The 23,209-nt window shown below is 71.3% G+C and carries 21 protein-coding genes and 1 riboswitch; of the genes, 2 read left to right on the top strand and 19 right to left on the bottom strand.

All coding sequences use genetic code 11. The features are described from left to right. Positions 1 to 11 precede the first annotated feature (11 nt). On the top strand, positions 12 to 632 hold the full coding sequence (locus tag OG352_RS35870; RefSeq protein ID WP_329222631.1) for a TetR/AcrR family transcriptional regulator: 621 nt from the start codon (positions 12 to 14) through the stop codon (positions 630 to 632). A gap of 40 nt (positions 633 to 672) precedes the next feature. On the opposite strand, the gene OG352_RS35865 is transcribed toward OG352_RS35870, so the two are convergent. The 4 genes from OG352_RS35865 to OG352_RS35850 form a co-directional block, all read right to left on the bottom strand. Further along, the gene (locus OG352_RS35865; RefSeq protein ID WP_329222629.1) at positions 673 to 1,443 is read right to left on the bottom strand and encodes an SIMPL domain-containing protein; all 771 of its coding nucleotides are present in this window, start codon (positions 1,441 to 1,443) and stop codon (positions 673 to 675) included. A 211-nt stretch (positions 1,444 to 1,654) separates the two neighbouring features. After that, positions 1,655 to 2,440, bottom strand: coding sequence for an SGNH/GDSL hydrolase family protein (locus tag OG352_RS35860; protein WP_329222627.1), 786 nt, complete (start codon positions 2,438 to 2,440; stop codon positions 1,655 to 1,657). A 235-nt stretch (positions 2,441 to 2,675) separates the two neighbouring features. Continuing rightward, positions 2,676 to 3,677 (bottom strand): M23 family metallopeptidase, encoded by a 1,002-nt coding sequence (locus tag OG352_RS35855; RefSeq protein WP_329222626.1) that lies wholly within the window; start codon positions 3,675 to 3,677, stop codon positions 2,676 to 2,678. Positions 3,678 to 3,679: 2 nt separating this feature from the next. Then, positions 3,680 to 3,843, bottom strand: a riboswitch (cyclic di-AMP (ydaO/yuaA leader). A 301-nt stretch (positions 3,844 to 4,144) separates the two neighbouring features. Beyond that, positions 4,145 to 6,238, bottom strand: coding sequence for an alpha-galactosidase (locus tag OG352_RS35850; RefSeq protein WP_329222625.1), 2,094 nt, complete (start codon positions 6,236 to 6,238; stop codon positions 4,145 to 4,147). 236 nt (positions 6,239 to 6,474) lie between these two features. On the opposite strand from OG352_RS35850, the gene OG352_RS35845 reads away from it, so the two are divergent. After that, positions 6,475 to 7,272, top strand: a complete 798-nt coding sequence (locus OG352_RS35845; RefSeq protein ID WP_329222624.1) for a tyrosine-protein phosphatase — start codon at positions 6,475 to 6,477, stop codon at positions 7,270 to 7,272. 29 nt (positions 7,273 to 7,301) lie between these two features. Here OG352_RS35845 and OG352_RS35840 read toward each other — a convergent pair whose 3' ends face one another. The 15 genes from OG352_RS35840 to OG352_RS35775 all read right to left on the bottom strand — a co-directional run bounded on the left by OG352_RS35840 (position 7,302) and on the right by OG352_RS35775 (position 23,122). Next, the gene (locus OG352_RS35840) at positions 7,302 to 7,424 is read right to left on the bottom strand and encodes a DUF6126 family protein (RefSeq protein WP_329222623.1); all 123 of its coding nucleotides are present in this window, start codon (positions 7,422 to 7,424) and stop codon (positions 7,302 to 7,304) included. Continuing rightward, a complete protein-coding gene (locus OG352_RS35835) occupies positions 7,421 to 8,068 on the bottom strand; it encodes a helix-turn-helix domain-containing protein (RefSeq protein WP_329222622.1) in 648 nt (215 codons plus the stop codon). Before OG352_RS35835 ends, OG352_RS35840 begins: the two co-directional genes overlap by 4 nt. Positions 8,069 to 8,177: 109 nt before the next feature. Further along, positions 8,178 to 9,563 (bottom strand): aspartate aminotransferase family protein, encoded by a 1,386-nt coding sequence (locus OG352_RS35830; protein WP_329222621.1) that lies wholly within the window; start codon positions 9,561 to 9,563, stop codon positions 8,178 to 8,180. Further along, positions 9,560 to 11,482, bottom strand: coding sequence for a 1-deoxy-D-xylulose-5-phosphate synthase (gene dxs, locus OG352_RS35825; RefSeq protein WP_329222620.1), 1,923 nt, complete (start codon positions 11,480 to 11,482; stop codon positions 9,560 to 9,562). The genes OG352_RS35830 and dxs overlap by 4 nt, the downstream gene beginning before the upstream one ends. A gap of 26 nt (positions 11,483 to 11,508) precedes the next feature. After that, complete coding sequence (ispG, locus tag OG352_RS35820) at positions 11,509 to 12,666, bottom strand: flavodoxin-dependent (E)-4-hydroxy-3-methylbut-2-enyl-diphosphate synthase (protein WP_329222619.1); 1,158 nt, start codon at positions 12,664 to 12,666, stop codon at positions 11,509 to 11,511. A gap of 4 nt (positions 12,667 to 12,670) precedes the next feature. Next, the gene (hpnH, locus tag OG352_RS35815; protein WP_329222618.1) at positions 12,671 to 13,693 is read right to left on the bottom strand and encodes an adenosyl-hopene transferase HpnH; all 1,023 of its coding nucleotides are present in this window, start codon (positions 13,691 to 13,693) and stop codon (positions 12,671 to 12,673) included. A gap of 5 nt (positions 13,694 to 13,698) precedes the next feature. Continuing rightward, positions 13,699 to 14,340 (bottom strand): phosphorylase family protein, encoded by a 642-nt coding sequence (locus OG352_RS35810; protein WP_329222617.1) that lies wholly within the window; start codon positions 14,338 to 14,340, stop codon positions 13,699 to 13,701. Position 14,341: 1 nt separating this feature from the next. Beyond that, on the bottom strand, positions 14,342 to 16,363 hold the full coding sequence (gene shc, locus OG352_RS35805) for a squalene--hopene cyclase (protein ID WP_329222616.1): 2,022 nt from the start codon (positions 16,361 to 16,363) through the stop codon (positions 14,342 to 14,344). 118 nt (positions 16,364 to 16,481) lie between these two features. Then, a complete protein-coding gene (locus tag OG352_RS35800) occupies positions 16,482 to 17,555 on the bottom strand; it encodes a polyprenyl synthetase family protein (protein ID WP_329222615.1) in 1,074 nt (357 codons plus the stop codon). A gap of 65 nt (positions 17,556 to 17,620) precedes the next feature. Beyond that, complete coding sequence (gene hpnE, locus OG352_RS35795) at positions 17,621 to 19,042, bottom strand: hydroxysqualene dehydroxylase HpnE (protein ID WP_329222614.1); 1,422 nt, start codon at positions 19,040 to 19,042, stop codon at positions 17,621 to 17,623. Beyond that, a complete protein-coding gene (locus OG352_RS40140; protein ID WP_443072430.1) occupies positions 19,039 to 19,191 on the bottom strand; it encodes a DUF6380 family protein in 153 nt (50 codons plus the stop codon). Before OG352_RS40140 ends, hpnE begins: the two co-directional genes overlap by 4 nt. Then, complete coding sequence (gene hpnD, locus OG352_RS35790; protein ID WP_329222613.1) at positions 19,191 to 20,141, bottom strand: presqualene diphosphate synthase HpnD; 951 nt, start codon at positions 20,139 to 20,141, stop codon at positions 19,191 to 19,193. Before hpnD ends, OG352_RS40140 begins: the two co-directional genes overlap by 1 nt. Next, positions 20,138 to 21,040 (bottom strand): squalene synthase HpnC, encoded by a 903-nt coding sequence (hpnC, locus tag OG352_RS35785; RefSeq protein ID WP_329222612.1) that lies wholly within the window; start codon positions 21,038 to 21,040, stop codon positions 20,138 to 20,140. The genes hpnD and hpnC overlap by 4 nt, the downstream gene beginning before the upstream one ends. A 359-nt stretch (positions 21,041 to 21,399) precedes the next feature. Next, the gene (locus tag OG352_RS35780; protein WP_329222611.1) at positions 21,400 to 22,200 is read right to left on the bottom strand and encodes an ABC transporter ATP-binding protein; all 801 of its coding nucleotides are present in this window, start codon (positions 22,198 to 22,200) and stop codon (positions 21,400 to 21,402) included. Beyond that, the gene (locus tag OG352_RS35775; protein WP_329222610.1) at positions 22,193 to 23,122 is read right to left on the bottom strand and encodes an ABC transporter permease; all 930 of its coding nucleotides are present in this window, start codon (positions 23,120 to 23,122) and stop codon (positions 22,193 to 22,195) included. The genes OG352_RS35780 and OG352_RS35775 overlap by 8 nt, the downstream gene beginning before the upstream one ends. Positions 23,123 to 23,209: the final 87 nt, after the last annotated feature.

Here is a 23,209-nt window from a genome sequence, read left to right as displayed (position 1 = left end):
AGGGTGACGGCGTGGCAAGGGTCCGGTTGAGTGTGGCCGAGCGGCGTGCGGAGCTGCTGCGGGCCGCCATCGAGCAGATCGAGGCGCGGGGCGTGGCGGCGGTCAGGATCGCCGACGTGGCCGCGGCCCTCGGGGTGAGCAACGCGCTGGTGCTCTACCACTTCTCGACGAAGGAGCAACTGGTCGCCGACGCCTTCGCGTACGCGGCCGAGGACGACCTGGCGCGGCTGCGCAAGCTGGTCGGCCGCCGGACCACGGCACTGCGCAGGCTGCGGTCGGCCGTGCGCTGGTACGCGCCGACGGGCCAGGCCAAGGGCTGGCGGCTGTGGATCGAGGGCTGGGCGGTATCGCTGCGCGAGCCCGCCCTGCGGGAGGTCGCCCGGGACCTCGACAGGGCGTGGAAGGCCGTGCTCGCCGAGGTGATCACGGAGGGCGTGGCCGCGGGCGAATTCCGCTGCCCGGACCCGGCCGGCACGGCCCTGCGTCTGACGGCCCTGCTGGACGGTCTCGCCGTCCAGCTCACGTCCTACGCGGGCGCGGTGTCCCGGACCCGCGCGCAGGAATGGGTCGACGAGGCCGTGACCCGGGAACTCGGCCTCGCCCCCGAAACGTTGAGCGCCCGGAAGCGCTGAGAATCCGGGACCGGCGCCCGCACAGGACCCGGCCGCCCACTCAGTCCAGCTCGTACACCGCCGTCACAGTCGCCGTCGCCCGGATCTCGCCGGGGGCCACGGGCACGGCGCCCATGCCGGCACCCGGGGTGTCCCCGGCCGACGGCGCCGGGCGTGAAGAGCTGGAGGCGTCCTCGCTGAGTGAGACGAGTCGGCCCAGTCGGCGGTCGCTGAGGCGGGCGTACTGCTCGGCCTTGGCGTGGGCGTCGTCGTGCGCGGCCTCGCGGGCGCGGGACCGCAGCGGGCCGGGGTCGGAGACGTCGAAGGCCACGGAGCTGATCCGGGCCGCGTCGCCGCCGGCGTCGGTGATCGCCTGCAGGACCGCGCCGGTCTTCGCCACCTCGCGCACCTTCACGGAGAAGGCCTGCGCGGCCTGGTAGCCCTTCAGCCGCGCGGTGTTGTCCGCGTAGTCGTAGACGGGGCTGAGGGAGACGCCCTCCGTGCGGACGTCCCGGTCGGCGACGCCCTGGGCGCGGACGGCGGCCAGCAGCGCGGCGGCCGCCTTGTTCTGTGCGTCCACCGCGGCCTGCGAGGTCTTGGCGGAGGCCTCGACACCGGCGCCGACGACCGCAAGGTCGGGCGCCGCGCTCGCACTGCCCTCGCCGGTCACCGTGACGGTGGCGGGACTGTCCGGCGCGAGACGGACGGCCCCGGCCGGGTGGGCCGGCGACGCGACGGCCGCGGGCGCGGCGAGCGCCGGGACGCCCAGGGCGAGCAGGGAGACGAGGGCCACGGCGACGGGAGTACGGGGACGGGTGCGGGGAAGAGGCATGCGGGACCGGTCCTTCGAGGCGTCGGGGGAACGGGATGCGGGTGCAGGTAGGGCTGGTACGGGTGCGGTCATCCCAGCACCCGCACCGGCCCCCGCCCGCGCACCACTCCCGTGCGCTCACCTCACTGGTGGAGCGGCCGACCGTACGACCTCGACGGCCGACCGCGTCCACCCGCAACCCTCGCGGTCTCCCTGCTCAGGCCACGGCTGCTCAGGCCACGGCCGCGATCCGCATCCTGATGTCGTCCGGCGACAGCGCGCCCTTGGCGGTCACGTGGTCGCCGGAGGACTCGCCGCGCAGCCGGCGTCCGATCCACGGCACCAGGTACTCGCGCGCCCAGTGGACGTCGTCGCGCCGTACGTCGAGGGTGCCGCGCGGTGGGAGCGGCGGCCAGGGCTGCTCCGGGTCGGCCGGGACCTCGAGGCCGAGGGCCTCTCCGGCGCGCAGCGCCACGCGCGTGTGCCCCTCCGGGGAGAGGTGGAGCCGGTCGCCGTCCCAAGCCCTGCGGTCCTGCACGGACTTGAGGGACCACAGGTCGAGCACCGGGCAGCCGTACCGGTCGGCGACGGCGCGGACATGCCCGTTGTAGGTGGCGATCTTGCCCCGCAGGTGCTTGAGCACGGGGACGCCACGGGTGTCGAAGCCGGTGGTCACCATGACCGTGCCGGCTACGGCGGTCAGGGACGCGATCGCGCGCTCGAAGCGCTCGGCGACCTCGTCCGGGTCGGTGCCGGGTCGGAGGATGTCGTTGCCGCCCGCGGAGAAGGAGACCAGGTCCGGGGCGAGCCGCAGCGCCCTGGGGAGTTGGTCCTCCATGATCTGGTCGAGCAGCTTTCCGCGGACCGCGAGGTTGGTGTACCCGAAGTCGCCTTCGGGCCGCCGGTCGGCGAGGAGTACCGCGAGCCGGTCGGCCCAGCCGACGAACGCCCCGTCAGGGCCGGGGTCGCCGACGCCCTCGGTGAAGCTGTCCCCCACCGCCACGTACGACCCGATCACTGATCTGTTGTCATTCTTCGAATCGTCTGCCACAGCAGTTCATGATTCACCTTCGAATGTGACTTACGCGACCGTAGGAAAGGGTTGACGGACGGTGAGATAAGCCACTCCTAAAGAGTTCCCCAATCAGGGAATAAGAGACCGCACACCGAAGGCCGGACCCGGGGATCGGGGTCCGGCCTTCGGCAGCGTGTCAGGCGTGTCGAGCGTGTCGGGCGGAGGTCGTCGGCCGGGGTCAGCCGACGGCGACGCCGTGCGAGCGGAGGTAGGCGACCGGGTCCACGTCCGAGCCGTAGTCCGGCGTGGTGCGGATCTCGAAGTGCAGGTGCGGGCCGGTCACGTTGCCGGTCGCGCCGGAGAGCCCGATCTGCTGGCCCTGGGTCACGGTCTGGCCGGCCGAGACGGAGAGCTGGGAGAGGTGGCCGTACTGGGCGTAGTAGCCGTCGGCGAGCCTGATGACGACCTGGTTGCCGTACGCGCCGCCCCAGCCCGCGGAGACGACGGTGCCCGCGCCCACGGCCTTGAGGGAGGTACCGGTCGGGACGACGAAGTCGACGCCGGTGTGGTAGCCGCTGGACCACATGCTGCCGGCCACGTGGTACCCGGTCCCGACGGTCGCGCCGGCCACGGGGAGGCCGTAACCACTGGAGGTACCGGTGTCGGCGCCGGTGCTCGTGCTGCTCTCGGCGGCCTGGGTGGTCGCCTTCGAGGAGGACGACCCGGACGACGAGGACGCCCCGGACGAAGAAGGCGACGAGGACGACGGGGACGACGCCTTGTCGTCGGACGACGCCTTCGAGGAGGACCAGCCGGACGACGACCCGGTGGTGCCGGTCGTGGCCTTCGCGCCGATCGACAGCTTCAGGCCGGGGTGGATCAGCGACGGGTCGCCGCCGACGGCCCGACGGTTGTCCTGGTACAGCTTCTGCCAGCCGCCGCTGACGTTCTGCTCGTCGGCGATCTTCGAGAGGCAGTCGCCGGACCGCACGGTGTAGGTCCTGGCACTCGTGGCAGCGGCCTTCTTCTGCGCCACCGGAACGGACTGCACGGCCTTTTCCGAAACAGACTGCGAAACCGTCTGCGCGGCGGACTGTGCGACGGACTGAGAGGGCGCCGCATGGGCGCCGGTGGCGCCTATGAGCGGAAGGGCGAGCGCGGCGCCGCCGGTTCCGGCGACGGCTATGGAGCGGGTGAAACGCTGGGACTTCGGACGACGGTGCTTACCCTTCGCGGGCATGGCCAATTCCTCTCCGGCGCCTGCGAGGTCAGCTGTCGGGTGCGGGCTGGAGATGCCCGGCCGCGCCGAGGCGCGGCTTTACCCCAAGCCTGTTCCGGGACCGGAACAGGCGGTTCTACCTGTGGGTCCCCCGCTCCTGCCTTACACGGATGGGTGAGCGGACACCGGACGGCGGCAGGATTAGGCGTCCGTCCGGATTGGGGTGGAACGTAAGCGACCAAGACGCACAGGGACAAGCAGAGGTTGCACGGATAACGCTTTTCTCTTGATCCCCTGTGCGTATTCCCAGTCACGCTCCGTCAATCAATAGGCCCGCTTTTCGCCAAGCGCCCTGGAAAAGCACGCGAATTACGTGAACATGACGGACGACGTACGGTCACTGATATGACGCTCCTCACGTGACACATCTCCAGGTCCCTTTACCCCAGAGCGAGTTGGAAGGAAGGATCCAATTCGGGACAGAACACTCAGATGCGACGCAGGCGGATAACCATCGCATCAAGGTCGCCCCGCAGTCCGGTACGCAACCCGTGGTGCAACAGCACGGCACCTCGGTGAACTTCGCCCGTTTCAAGGCATTCGTACAAAGATGTCGGGTCGAGTCCGCGCAGCCGCAGCGCCGGAACCGGCTCGCCGAACCGCTGGGCCTGGAGCCGGGCGAGGACGACCGCCTCGTCGCCCCGCACGTACTGGACGGCGCTCAGGCCGCCGGCCGGGGGCCGCAGCCGGTAGAGGTCGCCGTGCTGCACGAGGGGCCGGATCTCCTTGTAGAGGTCCACCCACTCCCGGGCCTCGGCGAGGTCCGCCTCGCTCCACTCGGCGAGGTCCCCGCCGACGCCGAGCACCCCGGCCATGGCGCTGACGAACCGGAAGCGCAACGAGCTGATCCTGCCGTTGAGCTGGGTGTTCGGGCTGTCCGTGACCCACGCGGCCATGACCCGGGCGGGGTGGATCTGGCTGAAGCCGTGCTGGATGTCGAGCCGGTCGAGCGGGTCGGTGTTGTCGGAGGTCCACACCTGGTCGGTGCGGCTCATGATCCCGAGGTCGATGCGCCCGCCGCCGCCCGAGCAGGACTCGAAGGCGACGCCCGGGTGGGCGGCCCGCAGCCGGTCCAGGAGGGCGTACAGGGCCCGCACATGGTCGACCCAGAGGCGCTGCGGGTAGGGGTCGTCCGGCCAGCCGGCGTCGGTGAAGCAGCGGTTGAAGTCCCACTTCACATAGTCGACGGGGGCGCTGGACAGGATGGCGTCGAGTCGCTCCCAGAGGTACTCCTGAACGTCCTCACGCGCGAGGTTCAGTACGAGCTGATTGCGGAATTCCGTCCGCTTTCGCCCTGTTTGGAACTGCACCCAGTCCGGGTGTGCCCTGTACAGCTCGCTGTCGGGGTTGACCATCTCGGGCTCGACCCAGATGCCGAACTGCATGCCGAGGCCGTGCACCTGGTCGGCGAGGGGCTTCAGGCCGTTCGGGAAGCGGTCGGGGTTGGGCCGCCAGTCGCCGAGTCCGGCGTGGTCGCCGGTGCGCGCCCCGAACCAGCCGTCGTCGACGACGAACAGCTCGACGCCGATCGCCGCGGCGCGCCGGGCGAGGGTCGCCTGCTGCTCCTCGGAGATGTCGAAGTAGGTGGCCTCCCAGGAGTTGAACAGCACCGGGCGGTCCTGTCCGGCGTCCGGGATCACGTGCGCCCGCTGGTAGGCGTGCCAGGTGCGGCTCGCGCCGCCGAACCCGGCGTCGCTCCACAGGCCGGCGAAGACGGGCGTGGTGAAGGACTCCCCCGCCGCCAGCCGCAGCAGGCCCGAGTCGTCGTACCCCGCGCCGCCGGTGATCTGCACGCGCGCGTCGGGGAGTTGGGCGACGGCGATCCGCCAGGAGCCCGACCAGCCGAGGGCGCAGCCGTAGACCTCGCCGCGCTCCTCGGTCGCGTCGGTGTCCAGGGCCACCCAGGGCAGGTGCTGGTGCCCGGTGTGACCGCGGCGGCTGCCGATGACCTGCTCACCGTAGGTGAGGGGGGAGCGCGTGAGCCGGGACTCGGCGGCCCAGCGGCCGTGCAACTGCGACAGCCGCCAGTCGTCGCGCTCGGGCAGGGTCCAGGTCGCGGAGTCGGCGCGCAGCAGCTCCAGCGGCTGCTCACCGTCGTTGCGCAGGGTCGTCCAGCGCTCTACGACGTCCCCTCGCATCCGGTAGTGCAGGGTGACGGCGAGCCCGCCGTCCCGGAAACGCAGCCGCAGCCCGTCACCGTCCGCCGCGTCGGCCCCGTCGGTCTCGTACGTCTCGAAGGTCCACTCGGTGCCGCGCCGCTCGTCGGTGCGCACGGACAGGGCGGGCCGGACGAAACGGGGACCGCCCTCGACCGGGTACTCCTCACGGCCGTCGAGCGGGGACTCGAAGGACGCCCCGCGCCCCGACGCCGGGACTGCGGCGAGCGCCTCGGCGTCCGCGAGCGCGATGCCCGGGCCCCAGTGCAGGTGGACCAGCTCGTCGGCCTCGGTGAGGTGGAGGGTGTAGCTGCTCGTGGGCCCCGAAAGGAGCCAGGTGCGGCCGTCGTCGGCGATCTCGGGCATCAAACCCCCACTAATTCGAACAGGTGCGATCAAGCACCAACATCATCGAATGCGGTCGGCCCGCCGGGCAACTTCCGCCGGGAACTTCCTGTGGACAACTCTTCACCTGCGCGGACGGCCGGTTTCTGTGGCCTGTGGACAACTCGTTGCCCGGCGAATCCTTGTCGTATGGTCGATGCGGTGTCCCGTCGGCCACCACGAGCCGCGCCGACGGAGACCGACAGGGAGGAAGCCCAGTGACGCAGCAGATCCCGTCGACCGACCCCGAGCTGGCCGCCGTGCGCAACTTCCGGGACGTGGGCGGTCTGCCGACCGTCGACGGCCGGCGCGTGCGCCACGGCGTGCTGTTCCGCAGCGGCCACCTCGCGCACGCGACCGACGAGGACGCCGCGTTCCTCTCCGACCTGGGCCTGCACACGATCTTCGACTTCCGCAACGCGGCGGACCAGAAGCTGGAGGGCCCGGACGTCGAACTGCCGGGCGTGCGCAATGTGAACCTGCCGCTGTCGGACCCGGCGGACGGCTCCCAGTTCTGGAAGATGGTGCGCGACGGCCACCTCGACCAACTCCGCGGGATCCTCGGGGACGGCAAGGGCGCGGACCGCATGATCGCCTCCTACCGCTCGATCGTCAAGGAGCGCACGGCGGAGCACTCGCGGGTGCTGCACGCGCTCGCCGAGGACAGCGTCCCGGCCCTGATGCACTGCGCGGCGGGCAAGGACCGCGCGGGCGTGTCCATCGCCGTGACGCTGCTCGCCGTAGGCGTGGAGCGCGAGGCGGTCCTCGCCGACTACCTGGAGTCCAACGCCAAGCACCGCCGCTACCGGGTGCGCCGCAGCGCCACCTCCGCCGAGGCCTACTCCCCCGAGGTCATGGAGCTGCTCAGCCCCCTGTTCGACGCCCGCGCGGAGTACCTGGCGGCGGCGTTCGAGACCATCGAGGAGACCTGGGGCGGCGTCGACGCCTACCTGGATCAGGGCCTGAGCCTCGCCCCCGAGACCCGCGAGCGCCTACGGGACCGGCTGCTCGACTGACCCACGCCCGACCTGCTCCCCGGAGAGCTCTACCGCTTGGCCCCCACCTCGAAGAGCAGCCAGAGGAATCCCGCGAAGAGGTGCCCCACGGCGAGGTAGATGATCAGCCGGATCCACAGGGTGCGGGGGAACTTCTCCTCGAGGTCGCTCATGGCGTCTCTCCGGTCTCTGAAGGGGTGGTCGGGCCCAGGCACAGCGTGGCCGTGGGGCTCTGCAGCAGGGTGTGGACGAAGAGCAGCTCGACCCCGTCGGCGTCCTGCGCGGCGATGCGGTGCGGGGTCAGCGAGTCGAAGTGCGCGCTGTCACCGGGCCCGAGCAGGTCGGTGGTGTCCCCGAGGCGCAGCCGCAGCCGCCCCCGCAGGACGTGCAGCCACTCCTCCCCGGGGTGCACCCGCACGACGTCGCCCTGGGAGCCGAACGGGACATGGACGCGCAGCGCCTGTATCCCGCGCCCGGAGGCGCTGGCCTGCCAGTACGTCCAGCCGCCCGCGCGGGTGGGTTCCATGTCGGCGGCGCGCACGACGGCCTCCCGGTCGGCGCCCGTCTCACCGAGCAGCTCCGAGACCGTCGTACCGTAGACGCGGGCGAGGGCGAGCAGCATCGGCAGCGAGGGCTGGCGCTGCCCGGTCTCCAGGCGGGAGAGGTACCCCGGCGACAGCCCGGCGGCCCGGGCCGCGGCCTCCAGGGTGAGGGCGGCCCGGCGGCGCAGGGCGCGCAGTCGGGGGGCGACGACGGGAAGAGCCTCGGCGTGTTCCGTCGAGGGCTCGGAATCGGACTCCGACTCGGGCGGGCTCATGTCTCCATTCCACGCCCGAGTTGCCTCTACGGCAAATTTCTTGCCTCAGAGGCAAATCCCGGAGACTCCTCAGAGGCGGATCCGGCACCCGGAGACCGCCCGAGGCCGCTCAGCGGTTGGCCACCGCCTGCTTCACCAGGGTCTTGCCGAAGTCCCACATCAGCCCGCCGCCGCTATGCGCTTCGTCCATGACGGCGGTGAAGGCGTCCAGGAACCGGTCCACCTCCCGCTCGCCGACGATCAGCGGCGGGATCAGTTTGATCACCTCCAGGTGGTCGCCGGACACCTGGGTGAGGATCCGGTGCCGCTGCAACAGCGGCACGACCACCATCTGCGCGAACAGACCCTTGCGCGCCGCCTGGAGCATGGCCCAACGGCTGCGCAGCTTCAGCGACTTGGGCCTTCCGAACTCGATGCCGATCATCAGGCCCCGGCCCCGGACATCGGCCAGCAGCTCGTACTTGTCGACCAGGGCGGCGAGCCGGGACGTCAACTGCTCCCCCGTCGCCCGGGCGTTGGCCACGATCTGCTCGTTCTCCATGACGGACAGCACCGCGAGCCCGGCCGCCATGGCCTGCGCGTTGGACCCGAAGCTCGCCGAGTGCACCAGCACCCGGTCCATCGACGAGTAGACCTTCTTGAAGATCCAGTCCTTGCCGAGCGTGGCCCCGACCGGCACATACCCGCCGGACAGCGCCTTGGCCACGCACACCAGGTCCGGTTCGACGCCCTCCTCGTGCTGGTAGGCGTAGAAGTCGCCGGTCCGGCCGAGGCCGGTCTGCACCTCGTCCGCGACGAGCAGCGCCTTGTGCCGGTGCAGCAGCTCCTGGGCGGCGCGCAGATAGCCGGGCGGCGCCTCGTGGACGCCCTTGCCCTGGATCGGCTCGACGATCAGGGCGGCGACGTCACCCTTCTTCAACTCCCTTGCCAGCGCGTCGAGATCACCGAGCGGGACCGCCGTGTCGGGCAGCAGGGGCGCGAACCCGTCCCGGAAGCCCGACTCGCCGTTCACCGACAGCGAGCCCGTGGTGAGCCCGTGGAAGGCGTGGTCGCAGTACAGGACCCTCGGTCTGCCGGTGGCGTACCGGGCGAACTTCAGCGCGGTCTCCACCGCCTCGGTGCCGCTGTTGCCGAAGAACACCCGGTCCAGGTGCGGGCTGTGCGCGAGCAGCTTCTCGGCCAGCAGTCCGGGCAGCGGCTGGCAGTCGAAGCGGGTGAGGTCGGCGAGGCCGGCGTCGAGGACGTCGTGCAGCGCCTTGCGGACGACGGGGTGGTGGCGGCCCAGGCCCATCACGCCGAACCCGGCGAGCATGTCCAGGTAGTCGTCGCCGTCCGCGTCCCAGAAGTACGCGCCCTCGCCGCGCTCGTAGACCTTGTCGAAGCCGATGGTGTGCAGCATGCGCGGCAGTTGGTGGTTGAGGTACCTGCCGTGCAGCTCGTAGCGTTCGGCGCCGCGCTCGGCCAGGAGGGCGCCGAGGTCGAACTCCGTGGTCATTGCGCCTTCTCCTTCACTGGGCCGGCGACGGGTCCGTCGGCGGAGGTGACGTCCTGGACGGCCAGGCTCGCGCTGATCCGGCCGGCGACCTCGACGGGCGTGAGGCCGATGTCGGCGAGCACCTCGGCGCGCTTGGCGTGCGCGAGGAACTGCTCCGGAATCCCGAACCGCCGTACGGGCACGTCGACTTCGGCGTCACCCAGGGCCAGCGCGACTGCCGAACCGATTCCTGCGGCGCGGCTGTTGTCCTCGACGACGGCCACCAGACGATGCCCGGCGGCGAGGCCGGGCAGGGCCGGGTCGACGGGTTTGACCCAACGGGGATCGACGACCGTGCAGTTGACGCCCCGCGCGGCCAGCAGCTCGGCGGCCTGCAGGCACACCGGCGCCATCACGCCGACGGCGACGAGAAGCACGTCCGGCCGCTCGCCCCGGTGCAGCACGTCCATGCCGCCCACCCGGCCGACCGCCGGGATGTCCGGCCCGACCGACTCCTTGGGGAAGCGGACCAGGGTCGGCGCGTCGTCCACCGCGACGGCCTCCCGCAACTGCGCGCGCAGTTGGCCGGCGTCGCGCGGGGCCGCGATGCGCAGTCCGGGGACGACCTGGAGCACGGACATGTCCCACATGCCGTTGTGGGACGCGCCGTCGACGCCGGTGACCCCGGCCCGGTCCAGCACGAACGTCACCCCGCAGCGGTGCAGGGCCACGTCCATCAGCAACTGGTCGAAGGCCCGGTTGAGGAAGGTGGCGTAGACGGCGACGACCGGGTGCAGGCCCCCGGCCGCCAGGCCGGCCGCGCTCACGGCCGCGTGCTGCTCGGCGATGCCGACGTCCCACACCCGGTCCGGGAAGCGCTCGGCGAACCTGCCCAGGCCCACCGGGTGCAGCATGGCCGCCGTGATCGCCACGACGTCGTCCCGTTCCTCGCCGATCGCCACGATCTCGTCGCCGAACACGGACGTCCAGGACGGCCCGCCGGCCGGCGCGAGCGGCACGCAGGTCAGCGGGTCCATCACGCCGACGGTGTGGAAGTGGTCCTCCTCGTGCGCGAGCGCGGGCTCGTAACCCCGCCCCTTCTCGGTGAGGCAGTGGACCAGCACCGGCCCGTGGAAGCGCTTGGCGCGCCGCAGCGCGGACTCGACGGCCTTGACGTCGTGCCCGTCGATCGGGCCGACGTACTTCAGCCCCAGATCCTCGAACATGCCCTGCGGCGCGAACGCGTCCTTGAAGCCCTTCTTCGCCCCGTGCAGCGACTCGTAGAGCGTGTGACCGATGACCGGGGTGCGCAGCAGGACGTCCTTCCCCCAGGCCAGCACCTTCTCGTAGCCGTCGGTCGTGCGCAGGGTCGCCAGGTGGTTGGCGAGACCGCCGATGGTCGGCGCGTACGAGCGCTCGTTGTCGTTGACGACGATGATCAGCGGCCGGTCCTTGGCGGCCGCGATGTTGTTCAACGCCTCCCAGGCCATGCCGCCGGTGAGCGCCCCGTCGCCGATGACCGCGACGACGTGGCCCTTCTCGCCCTGCACCTGGCGGGCCTTGGCGAGGCCGTCGGCCCAGCCGAGCGCGGTGGAGGCGTGGCTGTTCTCGATGACGTCGTGCTCGGACTCCTCACGGGAGGGATAGCCGGACAGGCCGCCCTTGCCGCGCAGCTTGGAGAAATCCTGACGACCCGTCAGAAGCTTGTGCACATAGCTCTGGTGGCCGGTGTCCCACAGGATGCGGTCGACCGGTGACTCGAACACCCGGTGCAGGGCGACGGCCAGTTCCACCACGCCCAGGTTGGGCCCGAGATGCCCGCCGGTCCTGGCGACCGCCTGGACCAGGAACTCCCTTATCTCTTCGGACAGTTCACCGAGTTCCGCCTCGGACAGCGCCTTCAGGTCGCGTGGTTGCCGGATGTTCTCCAGGATCGTCACGTCGGGCCCCCTTCGGTCCGTGCTGTTCAGCTCACGGTGACGGCCGGCTCCCCCGACCCGACGCCGTCCTGTTCCATCTGCTCGGCGATCTTCAGCGCCTCCTCGATGAGGGTCTCCACGATCTTCGACTCGGGGACGGTCTTGATGACCTCGCCCTTCACGAAGATCTGCCCCTTGCCGTTGCCGGAGGCGACGCCGAGGTCCGCCTCCCGCGCCTCACCGGGACCGTTGACCACACACCCCATGACCGCGACGCGCAACGGGACCTGCATGCCGTCCAGGCCCGCCGTGACCTCGTCGGCCAGCTTGTACACGTCGACCTGGGCACGGCCGCAGGACGGGCAGGAGACGATCTCCAGCCGCCGCTGCTTGAGGTTCAGGGACTCCAGGATCTGGAGGCCGACCTTGACCTCCTCGACCGGCGGCGCGCTCAGCGACACCCGGATCGTGTCGCCGATGCCCTGGCCGAGCAGCGCGCCGAAGGCCACCGCCGACTTGATCGTGCCCTGGAACGCCGGGCCCGCCTCCGTGACGCCCAGGTGCAGCGGGTAGTCGCTCTGGGCGGCGAGCTGCCGGTACGCCTCGATCATGATCACCGGGTCGTTGTGCTTCACGGAGATCTTGATGTCCCGGAACCCGTACTCCTCGAAGAGGGACGCCTCCCACAGGGCGCTCTCCACGAGCGCCTCGGGGGTGGCCTTGCCGTACTTCTGCAGCAACCGGCGGTCCAGCGAACCGGCGTTGACGCCGATACGGATCGGCGTGCCGTGGTCCTTCGCCGCCCTGGCGATCTCCTTGACCTTGTCGTCGAACTGCTTGATGTTGCCGGGGTTCACGCGGACCGCCGCGCAGCCCGCCTCGATCGCGGAGAAGACGTACTTCGGCTGGAAGTGGATGTCCGCGATCACCGGGATCTGCGACTTGCGGGCGATCGTCGACAGCGCGTCCGCGTCGTCCTGCGTCGGGCAGGCCACCCGGACGATCTGGCAGCCGGACGCGGTGAGTTCCGCGATCTGCTGCAAGGTCGCACCGATGTCCGACGTACGCGTCGTCGTCATCGACTGCACCGACACCGGGGCCCCGCCCCCGACCGCCACCGGGCCGACCCGGATGCGCCGCGACTCACGTCGCGACGCCACCGGCCGGACCGGCATCCCGGGGACGCCCAGAGAGACGGCGGTCATCCCGTCACTCCCGGTTTCCCGCGACGGTGTCCCGCATGGCGCGCAGGGACTCCTTGAGGGAGCCCATGGTGGCGAGGACGGCGGTGGGCTCGTAGCCGCAGTGCGCCATGCAGTTGGCGCAGCGCGGGTCCTTGCCCCGGCCGTACTTGTCCCAGTCGGTGTCCTCGATCAGCTCGCGGTACGTCGGCACGTACCCGTCGCTCATCAGGTAGCAGGGCCGCTGCCAGCCGAAGAGCGAGTAGTTCGGGATCGCCCACGCGGTGCACGGGAAGTCGACCTTGCCCTCCAGGAAGTCCAGGAAGAGCGGGGAGTGGTTGAGCCGCCAGCGGCGCCGGTTGCCGCCCGCGAAGGCCTTCTTGAACAGCTCGCGGGTCTGCGTGACGCCGAGGAAGTGCTCCTGGTCGGGTGCCTTCTCGTAGGCGTAGGCGGGCGAGATCATCATCTCGTCTACGTGCAGGTCGTCGTTGAGGAAGTTGAGGACCTCGATGATGGTCTGCGGGGTGTCGGTGTTGAAGAACGTCGAGTTGGTGGTGACCCGGAAGCCGCGCCGCTTGGCCTCCTTGATGGCCGCCACGGCCTCGTCGAACACGCCTTCCTTCGCCACCGACTCGTCGTGCCGCTCGCGCAGCCCGTCGATGTGCACGGCGAACGCGAAGTACGGGGAGGGCGTGAACTTGTCCATCTTCTTGCGCAGCAGCATGGCGTTGGTGCAGAGGAAGACGTACTTCTTCTTGGCCACCAACTGCCGTGCGATCTCGTCGATCTGAGGGTGCATCAGGGGCTCGCCGCCCGCGATGGACACCATCGGCGCGCCGGACTCCAGGACCGCTCCGACGGCCTGGGCGACCGGCATGCGCTGCTTGAGCACGCCGGCCGGATGCTGGATCTTGCCGCAGCCCTCGCACTTGAGGTTGCAGGCGAAGAGGGGTTCCAGCTCGACGATGAGCGGGAACTTGTCCCGCTTACGGAGCTTCTGTTCGGCCAGGTATGTAGCGACCTTGATGGACTGGCGCAGCGGCATGGCCATGTGGCTCACCTCCGGGGGAGCAGAACATTACGGTGCCATTCGAAAAAAGCAGGCAGGACGGAGCGAAGAACGCGGAAAGCTGATATTCCACCGCGCACCGTGCCGATCCGGACGAGTTCATGTTCTGGAGCGTCCACGACCACCCGGACGGCCGCAACCGGGCGCACATCCGCGCGCACGGCGCTCAGGAGCGTGGCCGCCGACTCCATGTCGACCGCGATTGCGCCGGTCGCGAGCAGATCGGCCCGTTCGTGACCGCGTACGACGTGGTCGGAGCCGGTGAGGGGGCCGGTGTGGACGGTGCGCCCGGGCAGGGTGCGCACGAGCTCCTTGACGAGCAGTTCGGTGCCGACGCAGGGGACACTGCCGCGCGGGTCGCGGGTCTCCTCGGCGACGACCAGGTCACCGGGGTGCATGCCGGGGGCGAGCCCGGCGCAGAACCCCGTGGCGAGCACGGCGGCCCCGCCGAGCACCGGGTCGGCCAGGACCCGGGTGACGGAACGCTCCGCCGCCTTGGGCCCCATGCCCGTGCGCAGGACGGTGACCGGCCCGTCGGCGCCGCTGCGGTCTCCCATGCGCAGGGCGAGGTGCTCGATGCCGAGCGCGCAGGCGATCAGCAGCGGGGCGGGGACGGGCTGTGTGCTCAAGTCAGCTCCCCTCGGCCTCGGCGGCGGCCGGCTGCGCGCCGGGCAGCTTGCCGAACGGCTCGCCGTGGACGTACCGGCCGAGTGCGGTCAGCGGGAAGACCTGCCGGTAGAGGTGGTAGTTGATCGAGAAGTCCCACGGGAAGCCGGTGCCGGTGAAGTAGGGCTCGTCCCAGGAGCCGTCCTCCCGCTGGGTCTGCGCCAGCCACGCGACGCCCCGCTCGACGGCCTTGGAGTCCCTCTCCCCCGCCGCCAGCAGGGCCATCAGCGCCCACGCCGTCTGGGAGGCCGTCGAGGGACCCCGGGCGCTGAAGCGGACGGGGTCCTCGTAGGAGCGCAGGTCCTCGCCCCAGCCGCCGTCGTCGTTCTGCACCCGCTCCAGCCAGTTCACCGCCCGCCGGATCGCGGGGTGCCGGGCGGGCAGGCCGGCCGCGGTGAGGGCGGGCACCACCGACCCTGTTCCGTAGACGTAGTTGACGCCCCAGCGCCCGAACCACGAGCCCTCCGGCTCCTGTTCGGCGAGCAGCCACTCGATGCCACGCCGGGTGCGCGGGTCGTGCGAGAGTCCTTCGACCGCCAGCATCTCGACGACGTGCGCGGTGACGTCGGCGGACGGCGGGTCGATGACCTCGCCGAAGTCGCAGAACGGCATCCGGTTGGGGAACCTGCTGGTGTTGTCGACGTCGAAGGCGCCCCAGGCCCCGTTCTTCGACTGCATGCCGAGGTTCCAGCGCACCCCGCGCGCGACGGCCCGGTCCATCCGCTGCGGGTCGTGGTGCTTGACCCGGCGCAGCGCGAGGACGACCTCGGCGGTGTCGTCGATGTCGGGGTAGTTGTCGTTGTGGAACTCGAACGCCCAACCCCCTGGCGGGAGTTGGGGCCTGCGCACCGACCAGTCGCCGGGCCGCGTCACCTGTTCGCCGAGCATCCAGTCGGCGGCCTTGACCAGTTGCGGATGGTCGGCGGGGAGTCCCGCGTCGGCGAGCGCGATGGTCGCCAGGCAGGTGTCCCACACCGGCGACTGGCAGGCCTCGATCATCCGGGCGCCGTCCTCGCGCCACACGGCGTAGCGGTCGAACGACGCCAACCCGGCCCGCATCACCGGGTGTTCGAGGTCGTAGCCGAGCAGGTGGAGGGCGATGACCGAGTACACGGCGGGCGGCTGGATCCCGCCCCAGCAGCCGTCGTTCTCCTGGCGTTCGATGATCCAGCGGGCGGCGGAGTTCAGGGCCGCCTTGCGCAGCCTGCGCACCGCGACCGGCCGGTAGCCGCGCACCACCTTGTCGAGCCGCTGGAAGAGCCCCTCCCAACTGTTCACCGGCGCAAGGGGTTTGGGCGGGTTGGGGTGGGCCGGGTCGGTGTGCAGCTCGTCCAGCGGGAACGGCGCCGGGCGCACCGGGCGCTTCGCCGAGACGACGGTGAGCGGCACGATCGTCTGCCGGGCCCAGCAGCCGAAGTTGTAGATGCTCAGCGGGAACCATTTAGGGAAGTAAAGGAGTTCCGGCGGGAGTTCGGGCAGGTCCTCCCACTTCCACCAGCCGAACAGGGCCAGCCAGATCCGGGTGAAGACGCGGGCGGCGGCGATGCCTCCCTGCTCGCGGATCCAGGCGGCGGCCCGGCTCATGTGGGGCGCCTCGGGGGCGTCGCCGGCCAGGCGCAGGGCGACGTACGCCTCGATGGTGGCGTTGAGGTCGGACGGGCCGCCGTAGAAGGTGGCCCAGGTGCCGTCCTCGCGCTGCTCGCCGCGGACGAAGAGGGCGGCGGCCCGGGTGGTGGCCTCGTCGCGGATGCCCAGGAACTGACGGAGCAGCAGATCCTCGGCGTCCATGGTGACGTTCGTCTCGAGGTCGCCCTTCCACCAGCCCTCGGGGTCCTGGCGGGCGAGCAGGAAGTCGGTGGCGCGTTGCATCGCACGTACGGCGGCTTCTTGTCCCCCGGCCGCCACGGGGATGGTGATGTCGGTTTCGCTGGCCGCGGCAGCGCGGGGCGGCAGGGCCCCGGTGCTTCCGTCGGTCGTCGCTGTCATGGCTTCCCCTTCGTGCAGTGTGCATGGCGTGCTTCTGCTGTGGGTCCGCCGTCGGCCGGTGCTCTGTCTCCTCGCACACCGGCCGGCGACTACGCGAGGGCTATTCGACCGATAGTGATCATCTCTTTCGTACGACGACGAAGTCGGCGAGCGCCGTGAACCGGGCCCGCACCTGCTCGGGCATGTCGACGGCGTTCAGGGCGTCGAGGGCGACGGTGTGCTGACGGCGGGCCTCCCCGGCGGTCCACTCCCGGCCGCCCGCCTCCTCGATCAGGGCGGCACGGGCGGCGAACTCCTCCTCGGAGAAGTTCTCGAAGTCGCTGCTCTTGGCGTCGGCGGCGAGGATCTCGCCGAGCCGCTCGGAGGCGGCACCGCCGGCCGCGAGCGCCGCGACCACCGGCAGGGACTTCTTGCGCTGGCGCAGGTCGCTCCAGGTCTGCTTGCCGGTGGAGACCGGGTCGCCCCAGATGCCGAGGAGGTCGTCGACGGCCTGGAAGGCCAGGCCCAGGTGGTAGCCGTACTTCTCCAGGGTGTCGGCGGTGCGCTCGTCGGCGCCGCCGAGCACGGCGCCGATGGAACTGGCGCAGGCCAGCAGGGCGCCGGTCTTGTTGCCCTCCATCTCCAGGCACTCCTCGACGCTGACGCGGTCGCGGTGCTCGTAGGAGATGTCCTGGGCCTGGCCGTCGATGAGGGCGCGGGTGGCGGTGGTGAGGCGGCGGGTCGCGCGGCCGGCCTCGGCCGTGCCGAGCTCCAGCAGCACCTCGTTGGCGAGGGCGAACAGGGCGTCGCCGACCAGGATGGCCTGGGCGGGGCCGTGCACCTTCCAGACGGTGTCGCGGTGGCGGCGCTGTTCGTCGCCGTCCATCAGGTCGTCGTGCAGGAGCGAGAAGTTGTGGACCAGCTCGACGGCGACCGCGCCGGGGATGCCCACCTCGGGCGCGGACCCGGTGACCTCGGCGGAGAGCACGGCGAGGGCGGGGCGCACGGCCTTGCCGCCGTCGCCGTCGGTCGGCTTGCCCTGGGCGTCGATCCAGCCGAAGTGGTAGGCGGCGACCGTGTCCATGGGCGCGGCCAGCCGGTCGACGGCCGCCCGCAGCACCGGTGTGGCCAGGGTGCGGCCGCGCTCCAGGAGCGCGGTCACGTCCACCGCGGTCCGTGGGGCGTCCGGCGTGGCCGGGGGCACAGTGGGCACAGTTTCTCCTCTTGTTGCGGTACCGGAGGGGGTGCGGGGGTGTGCCGAGCCGTGCTGATCGAGCATCACGCCGCCTCCTCGAACTCGAAGAGGCGGCGGGGGCGGGGCCGGCCCAGGGCGCTCAGGGCGGCGTCCGCCGCGCTCACGCCGCTGCGGACCGCACTCTCCATGGTCGCGGGCCACCCTGTGGCGGTCCACGCACCGGCCAGGTACAGGCCGGGGGCTTGGGTGCGGGCGCCGGGGCGGAGGCGCCCGACGCCGGGGGCGGGGGCGAACGTCGCCGTGCGCTCCCGGGTCACGAAGAAGTCCCGCACCCCGGCGCCGCGCGTGCCCGGCAGCAGCCGCTCCAGCTCGGGCAGATAGCGCTCGCGCAGCGCGGCGACCGGGGCGTCGATCTCGTCGTGCGCGGCGGACTGGGACAGGGCGAGGTACTGGCCCGCGCGCAGCCCGGAGGCGTGGGTGCGGTCGAAGACCCACTGCACGGGTGAGCCGAGCGCCGCGAAGAAGGGCTTGTCGAGCACCTTGCGGTCGTAGACGACGTGCACGTTGAGGATGGGCGCGGTGCCGATCTCCAGCAGCCGCCGCGGGTCGTCGAGCGCCCCGTCGGGGAGCAGGTCGTACGCCTCGCGCTGCGGTACGGCGAGGACGACCGTGTCCGCGCGGAGCGTCTCGCCGGGAACCTGAACGCTCCAGGTCCCGTTCTCGTCGGGAGAGAGGGAGGTGACGCGTGAACGGACCTCGGTACGCACGCCCGCGGAGTCGAGCGCCTTGCGGGCGAGCCGGTCGTGCAGTTCGCCCAGCGGGACATGCGCCCAGCCGATGTCGGCCGCGCCCGGGTCGGACAGCAGACCGGTCTTGAACACCATCGCGGCGAGCGCCAGCGAGGAGTCCCCGGCGACCGCGTTGAGGGTGGCGATCCCGACCAGGTCCCACAGGGCCTCGACGGCGCGTGCCGACTGACCGTGCGCGGTCAGCCAGCTGCCGAAGTCCTGCGCGTCCAGGGCCGGATCGGTGAGGTCGAGCCCCTTCAGCGCGAGCGCGGCCCTGCCCACGCGCGCGCGTTCGGCGAGCGAGAGGTGCGGGTACGTGGCGAGGCTGCGCCCCAGATGCAGCGGCACGGGCAGCGCGTCGCGCCGCAGTCTGCCCAGCCGGCGCCCCTCGGGCTTGGCGAGGTCGACGACGGGCACGTCCAGCCGCTCCTGCAGCGGTGCCAGCGCGCTGCCCTCGATGCGGTCGAGGAACCAGCGGTAGGCGGTGCAGCAACGCAGGTACACGTGCTGTCCGTTGTCGACGGTGAGTTCGCCGCGCTGGAAGGAGAAGGCGAGGCCGCCGAGCCGGGGCCGGCCTTCGAGGAGGGTGACGCGCACGCCCGCGTCGGCGAGCGCGAGCGCGGCTGTGACACCGGCGAGTCCGCCCCCGACGACGACGGCGCTGCGCCCTGAAGTACCGGACGGCTGCGAGGCGTCGGCGAGCTGCTCGTCGTTCATCGTGCACCCTCCCGTGCAGGTCGGCCGTGGTGTGTGAACTCTGCACCGCAGGCCGTCGCAGTCAGGGACGCCGCGCCGGACCGGAGGGTTGCGCGCCGCTTTTCTCCGGTGGCGTCGCCTTGGCCCACCGGGTCGCCCGCCGCGTCCATCAGGTGTGCCTCCTGACGGTCTGCCGCGACACGTGCCGGGCGTCCAGGCCCGACAGACCACGGACAGCGACGTAGGCCTTCTCGCGGCCGGGCAGCGAGACCCGGCCGCGCAGTACCGCCTCGGGGTCGCGCTCGATGCGGTCGAGGAGCCGGCGGTAGATGCCGGCCATGGCGGCGACACAGGCGCCGCTGCGCCGGTCGAGCAGCGGGAGCAGCCGGTAGCCCTCGGCGAACAGGGCGCGGGCGCGTCGTACCTCGAAGTGCACGAGACCGGCGAAGTCGGATCCCTCGGGCGGCTTCGGTCCGTCGAAGCCGGCCGAGCAGCCGAACTTCGCGAGGTCGTCGGCGGGCAGATAGGTCCGGCCGCCCGCCGCGTCCTCCCGGACGTCTCTGAGGATGTTGGTGAGCTGGAGCGCGAGCCCGAGTGTGTCGGCGTACTCGGGCGCGCGCTCGATGCCGCGCGCCCCCGGTTCGGTGCCGAACACGCCGAGCGAGAGCCGCCCGATGGCGCCCGCCACACAGCGGCAGTACACCTTCAGGTCGTCCCAGGTCTCGTAGGTCTCGCCGCGTACGTCCATCAGCACGCCGTCGATCAGCTCGTCCAGGCCGCCCAGCGGGACCGGGAAGGCCCGGGCCGTGTGCGAGAGGGCGACCGCGACGGGGTCGGTGTCGTCCTCCTCGACCTCGCCCTCGCGGACCCGGGTGAGCAGCGCCCGGGTGTCCTCGAGCCGGGCGGTCTTGACGTCGCCGTCCAGCGCGCCGTCGCCGATGTCGTCGACGCGGCGCGAGAAGGCGTACAGGGCCGACATCGCGCGGCGCTCGGGCGCGGGCAGCAGCCTGATGCCGTAGGCGAAGTTGCGGGCCTGCTGTCCGGTGACGGTCTCGCAGTAGCTGTAGGCGGCGAGTACCGGTGCCGACACGTGAGGTGACGACTCCACGGTCCGGATCACCCCTTTCCTCGCAGGGTCACGCCCACCTCGCGCAGCAACTGGAGCTTGCCGGGCTTGGGCGGGCCGGGAAGTACGTCGTATTCGGCGGCGGCGATCGCATGGATCGCCGCCCTTCCCCCCGCCACGAACCCCGCGAGCAGCAGCCTCAGCCTGCCGTGGACGCTACCCACCAGGGGGGCGCCTTCATTCAGGAGACCGCGGGCGCGTTCCGCTTCGTACGCGACCAGTGCGCGCACCGATGCGCCCGCGGTGGCCGTGGCGAGATCGGCTTCCCGCACGTGGAAGCGCTCCATGTCCGCGGCGGGCAGGTAGACGCGGTCGCGGCCGAGGTCCTCGGCCACGTCCTGCAGGTGTTCGACGATCTGCAGTGCGGTGCAGATCGCGTCGGAGTGGCGGATGCGCTCGGGGGTCGAGGCGCCGGTGACGGCGAGGACGAGACGGCCGACGGGGTTGGCGGACAGTTCGCAGTAGGCGACCAGGTCGTCGTAGGTCTCGTAGCGGGTGACGAGCTGGTCCTGCCGGTTGGCGGCGATCAGGCCGAGGAAGGGCTCGGGGGTGAGCGAGCGGCGGCGGACCGTCGGCTGGAGGCGGCGCAGCAGGGGGTGGCGGGGCACGGAGTCGAACACCCGGCGCAGATCGGCCTCGAAGGCGTCCAGCAGGAGGAGGCGGTCGTCGGCCTCGGTGGCCGGCACGCCGAGCAGTCGGGCGTCGGCGCCGCCCGGTGCGAGGTCGCCGTCGCCGATGTCGTCGACGAGCCGGGCGAAGCCATACACGGCCATCAGGTCCTCGCGCCAGGCCCTCGGCAGGAAGAACGGGGCCACCGGGAAGTTCTCGTCCGCGGCCTTGTCGAGCGTGCCGCGCTCCGGGTCGCCGACACGTGGCGCGGCGGGCGCCGTCATCGTCGGCCACCCGGGGCCGGGACGGCACGGCCTGCGCTGAGCTGGGGAGTTTCCGTAGCCAATGCCGTCACATCTCCCGTTCTACACTGCGGACCTAATACACACTATTTCGGACACGCCGCTCGGCCGCCCGCGCGGCGGTCCCGACCGTGGGCGCTGCGCAATATCGCCCCACTTGACGCGTTTCGGGACCGGTCCAGCTTACGTTGTACAACGCAGCGAGGTTCCCGGGGGTGTCCTGCACATCACAACAACACACCGATTGGCGTCAAGATTCCTAAGGCGCCCCGGAGTTGACGTTTCCTTTGCAGACGCAGGGCCCCGCCGGGACGTCCCGGCGGGGCCCTGGTCCAACCGCCCTACTTGGCGGAGAACTTCTCGTACTCCCTCATGACCTCTTCGGTCGGGCCGTCCAGGCGCAGTTCGCCGCGTTCCAGCCACAGCACGCGGTCGCAGGTGTCCCTGATCGACTTGTTGCTGTGGCTGACCAGGAACACCGTGCCGGCCTGCCTGCGCAGGTCCCGGATGCGTTCCTCGGAGCGCCCGCGGAACTTCGCGTCGCCGGTGGCCAGGGCCTCGTCGATCATCAGGACGTCGTGGTCCTTGGCGGCGGCGATGGAGAACCGCAGCCGGGCCTGCATGCCGGACGAGTAGGTGCGCATCGGCAGGGAGATGAAGTCGCCCTTCTCGTTGATGCCGGAGAAGTCGACGATCTCCTGGTAGCGCTCCTTGATCTGCTCACGGGACATGCCCATGGCCAGACCGCCGAGGGTGACGTTGCGCTCGCCCGTGAGGTCGTTCATCAACGCCGCGTTGACGCCGAGCAGCGAGGGCTGGCCGTCGGTGTAGACCCGGCCGCTCTCCGCCGGCAGCAGGCCGGCGATGGCGCGCAACAGGGTGGACTTGCCAGAGCCGTTGGAGCCGATCAGGCCGATGGCCTCGCCGCGGCGGGCGACGAAGGAGACGCCCCGCACCGCGTGCACCTTGCGCACCCCGCGGGCGGTGTCGTCGGAGCCGCGCTTGACGATCCGGCTCAGTGCGGCGGTGGCGCTGCCCTTGCCGGTCTTGGCGCCGTTGACGCGGTAGACGATGTGGACCTCGTCGGCGATGACGGTCGGGCCCCGCCGGCCCGCCGGCTGCCCCGGGAGCGGCTCAGCCACGGCCGTACCTCTCCTCCGCCCTCCAGAAGTACACGAAGCCGCCGACGGCGAGCAGCGCGGCCCAGCCGCCCGCGACCGCCCACACGTGGTCCGGGAGGTTCTCGGCGCCGTACTCCTCGATGAGCGCGAAGCGCATCAGGTCCATGTAGATGGCGGCCGGGTTCCACTGCAGGATGTTCGCCACCCACGACGGCTTGTCCGCGAGGAAGACCGGGATGGAGAACATCACGCCGGACGCGTACATCCACGTCCGCATCACGAACGGCATCAACTGCGCCAGGTCCGGGGTCTTGGCGCCGGCCCGGGCGAAGACCAGCGCCAGACCGGTGTTGAAGCAGAACTGCAGGGCGAGCACCGGGACGATCAGCGCCCAGGACAGGTCCGGGTAGCTGCCCATGCCGATGACCACCAGGAACAGCACGATCATCGAGTACAGCAGTTGCTGGAGCTGCTGCAGGGCGAAGGAGATCGGCAGGGAGGCGCGCGGGAAGTGCAGGGCGCGGACCAGTCCGAGGTTGCCGGAGATCGCGCGGACGCCGCTCATCACCGAGGTCTGCGTGAAGGTGAACACGAAGACGCCGGTGACCAGGAAGGGGATGTACACCTCCTTGGACATCCCCCGGCTGGCGTCGAGCAGCACGCCGAAGATCATGAAGTAGACGGCCGCGTTCAGCAGCGGCGTGGCCACCTGCCACAACTGGCCGAGCTTGGCCTGGCTGTACTGCGCGGCCAGCTTCGCCTGGGAGAACGCCAGGATGAAGTGGCGGCGCCCCCAGAGCTGGCGGACGTACTCCCGCAGCGGGGGACGGGCGCCGCTCACGGCGAGCCCGTACCTGGCGGCCAGTTGGGCGGCCGTGAGGCCTTCGTCGGCCGGCGGAGGCGCACTCACCATGACTCCGACGTCATGCGTTGTCTCACTCACAAGTAGGAAACTTTCGTCTTCGGGATGCGCAGCCTTGACGGCTGGCATGAGCCGGCGGGCCCGCGGTACGGCCCGGGTGCCTCAGGG

The organism is Streptomyces sp. NBC_01485, assembly GCF_036227125.1.
Classification (GTDB): domain Bacteria; phylum Actinomycetota; class Actinomycetes; order Streptomycetales; family Streptomycetaceae; genus Streptomyces.
Note: the sequence above shows the minus strand (reverse complement) of the source record. Positions and strands in the feature narration are given on the sequence as shown.

Excerpts from the sequence above, each read along its gene's own strand:
- OG352_RS40140 (WP_443072430.1), bottom strand. The coding sequence starts at position 19,191 with ATGGACGCGGCGGGCGACCCGGTGGGCCAAGGCGACGCCACCGGAGAA.
- ispG (WP_329222619.1), bottom strand. The coding sequence starts at position 12,666 with ATGACCGCCGTCTCTCTGGGCGTCCCCGGGATGCCGGTCCGGCCGGTG.
- hpnE (WP_329222614.1), bottom strand. The coding sequence starts at position 19,042 with ATGAACGACGAGCAGCTCGCCGACGCCTCGCAGCCGTCCGGTACTTCA.
- OG352_RS35835 (WP_329222622.1), bottom strand. The coding sequence starts at position 8,068 with ATGAGCCCGCCCGAGTCGGAGTCCGATTCCGAGCCCTCGACGGAACAC.
- OG352_RS35830 (WP_329222621.1), bottom strand. The coding sequence starts at position 9,563 with ATGACCACGGAGTTCGACCTCGGCGCCCTCCTGGCCGAGCGCGGCGCC.
- shc (WP_329222616.1), bottom strand. The coding sequence starts at position 16,363 with ATGACAGCGACGACCGACGGAAGCACCGGGGCCCTGCCGCCCCGCGCT.
- hpnH (WP_329222618.1), bottom strand. The coding sequence starts at position 13,693 with ATGGCCATGCCGCTGCGCCAGTCCATCAAGGTCGCTACATACCTGGCC.
- OG352_RS35865 (WP_329222629.1), bottom strand. The coding sequence starts at position 1,443 with ATGCCTCTTCCCCGCACCCGTCCCCGTACTCCCGTCGCCGTGGCCCTC.
- OG352_RS35840 (WP_329222623.1), bottom strand. The coding sequence starts at position 7,424 with ATGAGCGACCTCGAGGAGAAGTTCCCCCGCACCCTGTGGATCCGGCTG.
- OG352_RS35850 (WP_329222625.1), bottom strand. The coding sequence starts at position 6,238 with ATGCCCGAGATCGCCGACGACGGCCGCACCTGGCTCCTTTCGGGGCCC.
- OG352_RS35855 (WP_329222626.1), bottom strand. The coding sequence starts at position 3,677 with ATGCCCGCGAAGGGTAAGCACCGTCGTCCGAAGTCCCAGCGTTTCACC.
- hpnC (WP_329222612.1), bottom strand. The coding sequence starts at position 21,040 with ATGACGGCGCCCGCCGCGCCACGTGTCGGCGACCCGGAGCGCGGCACG.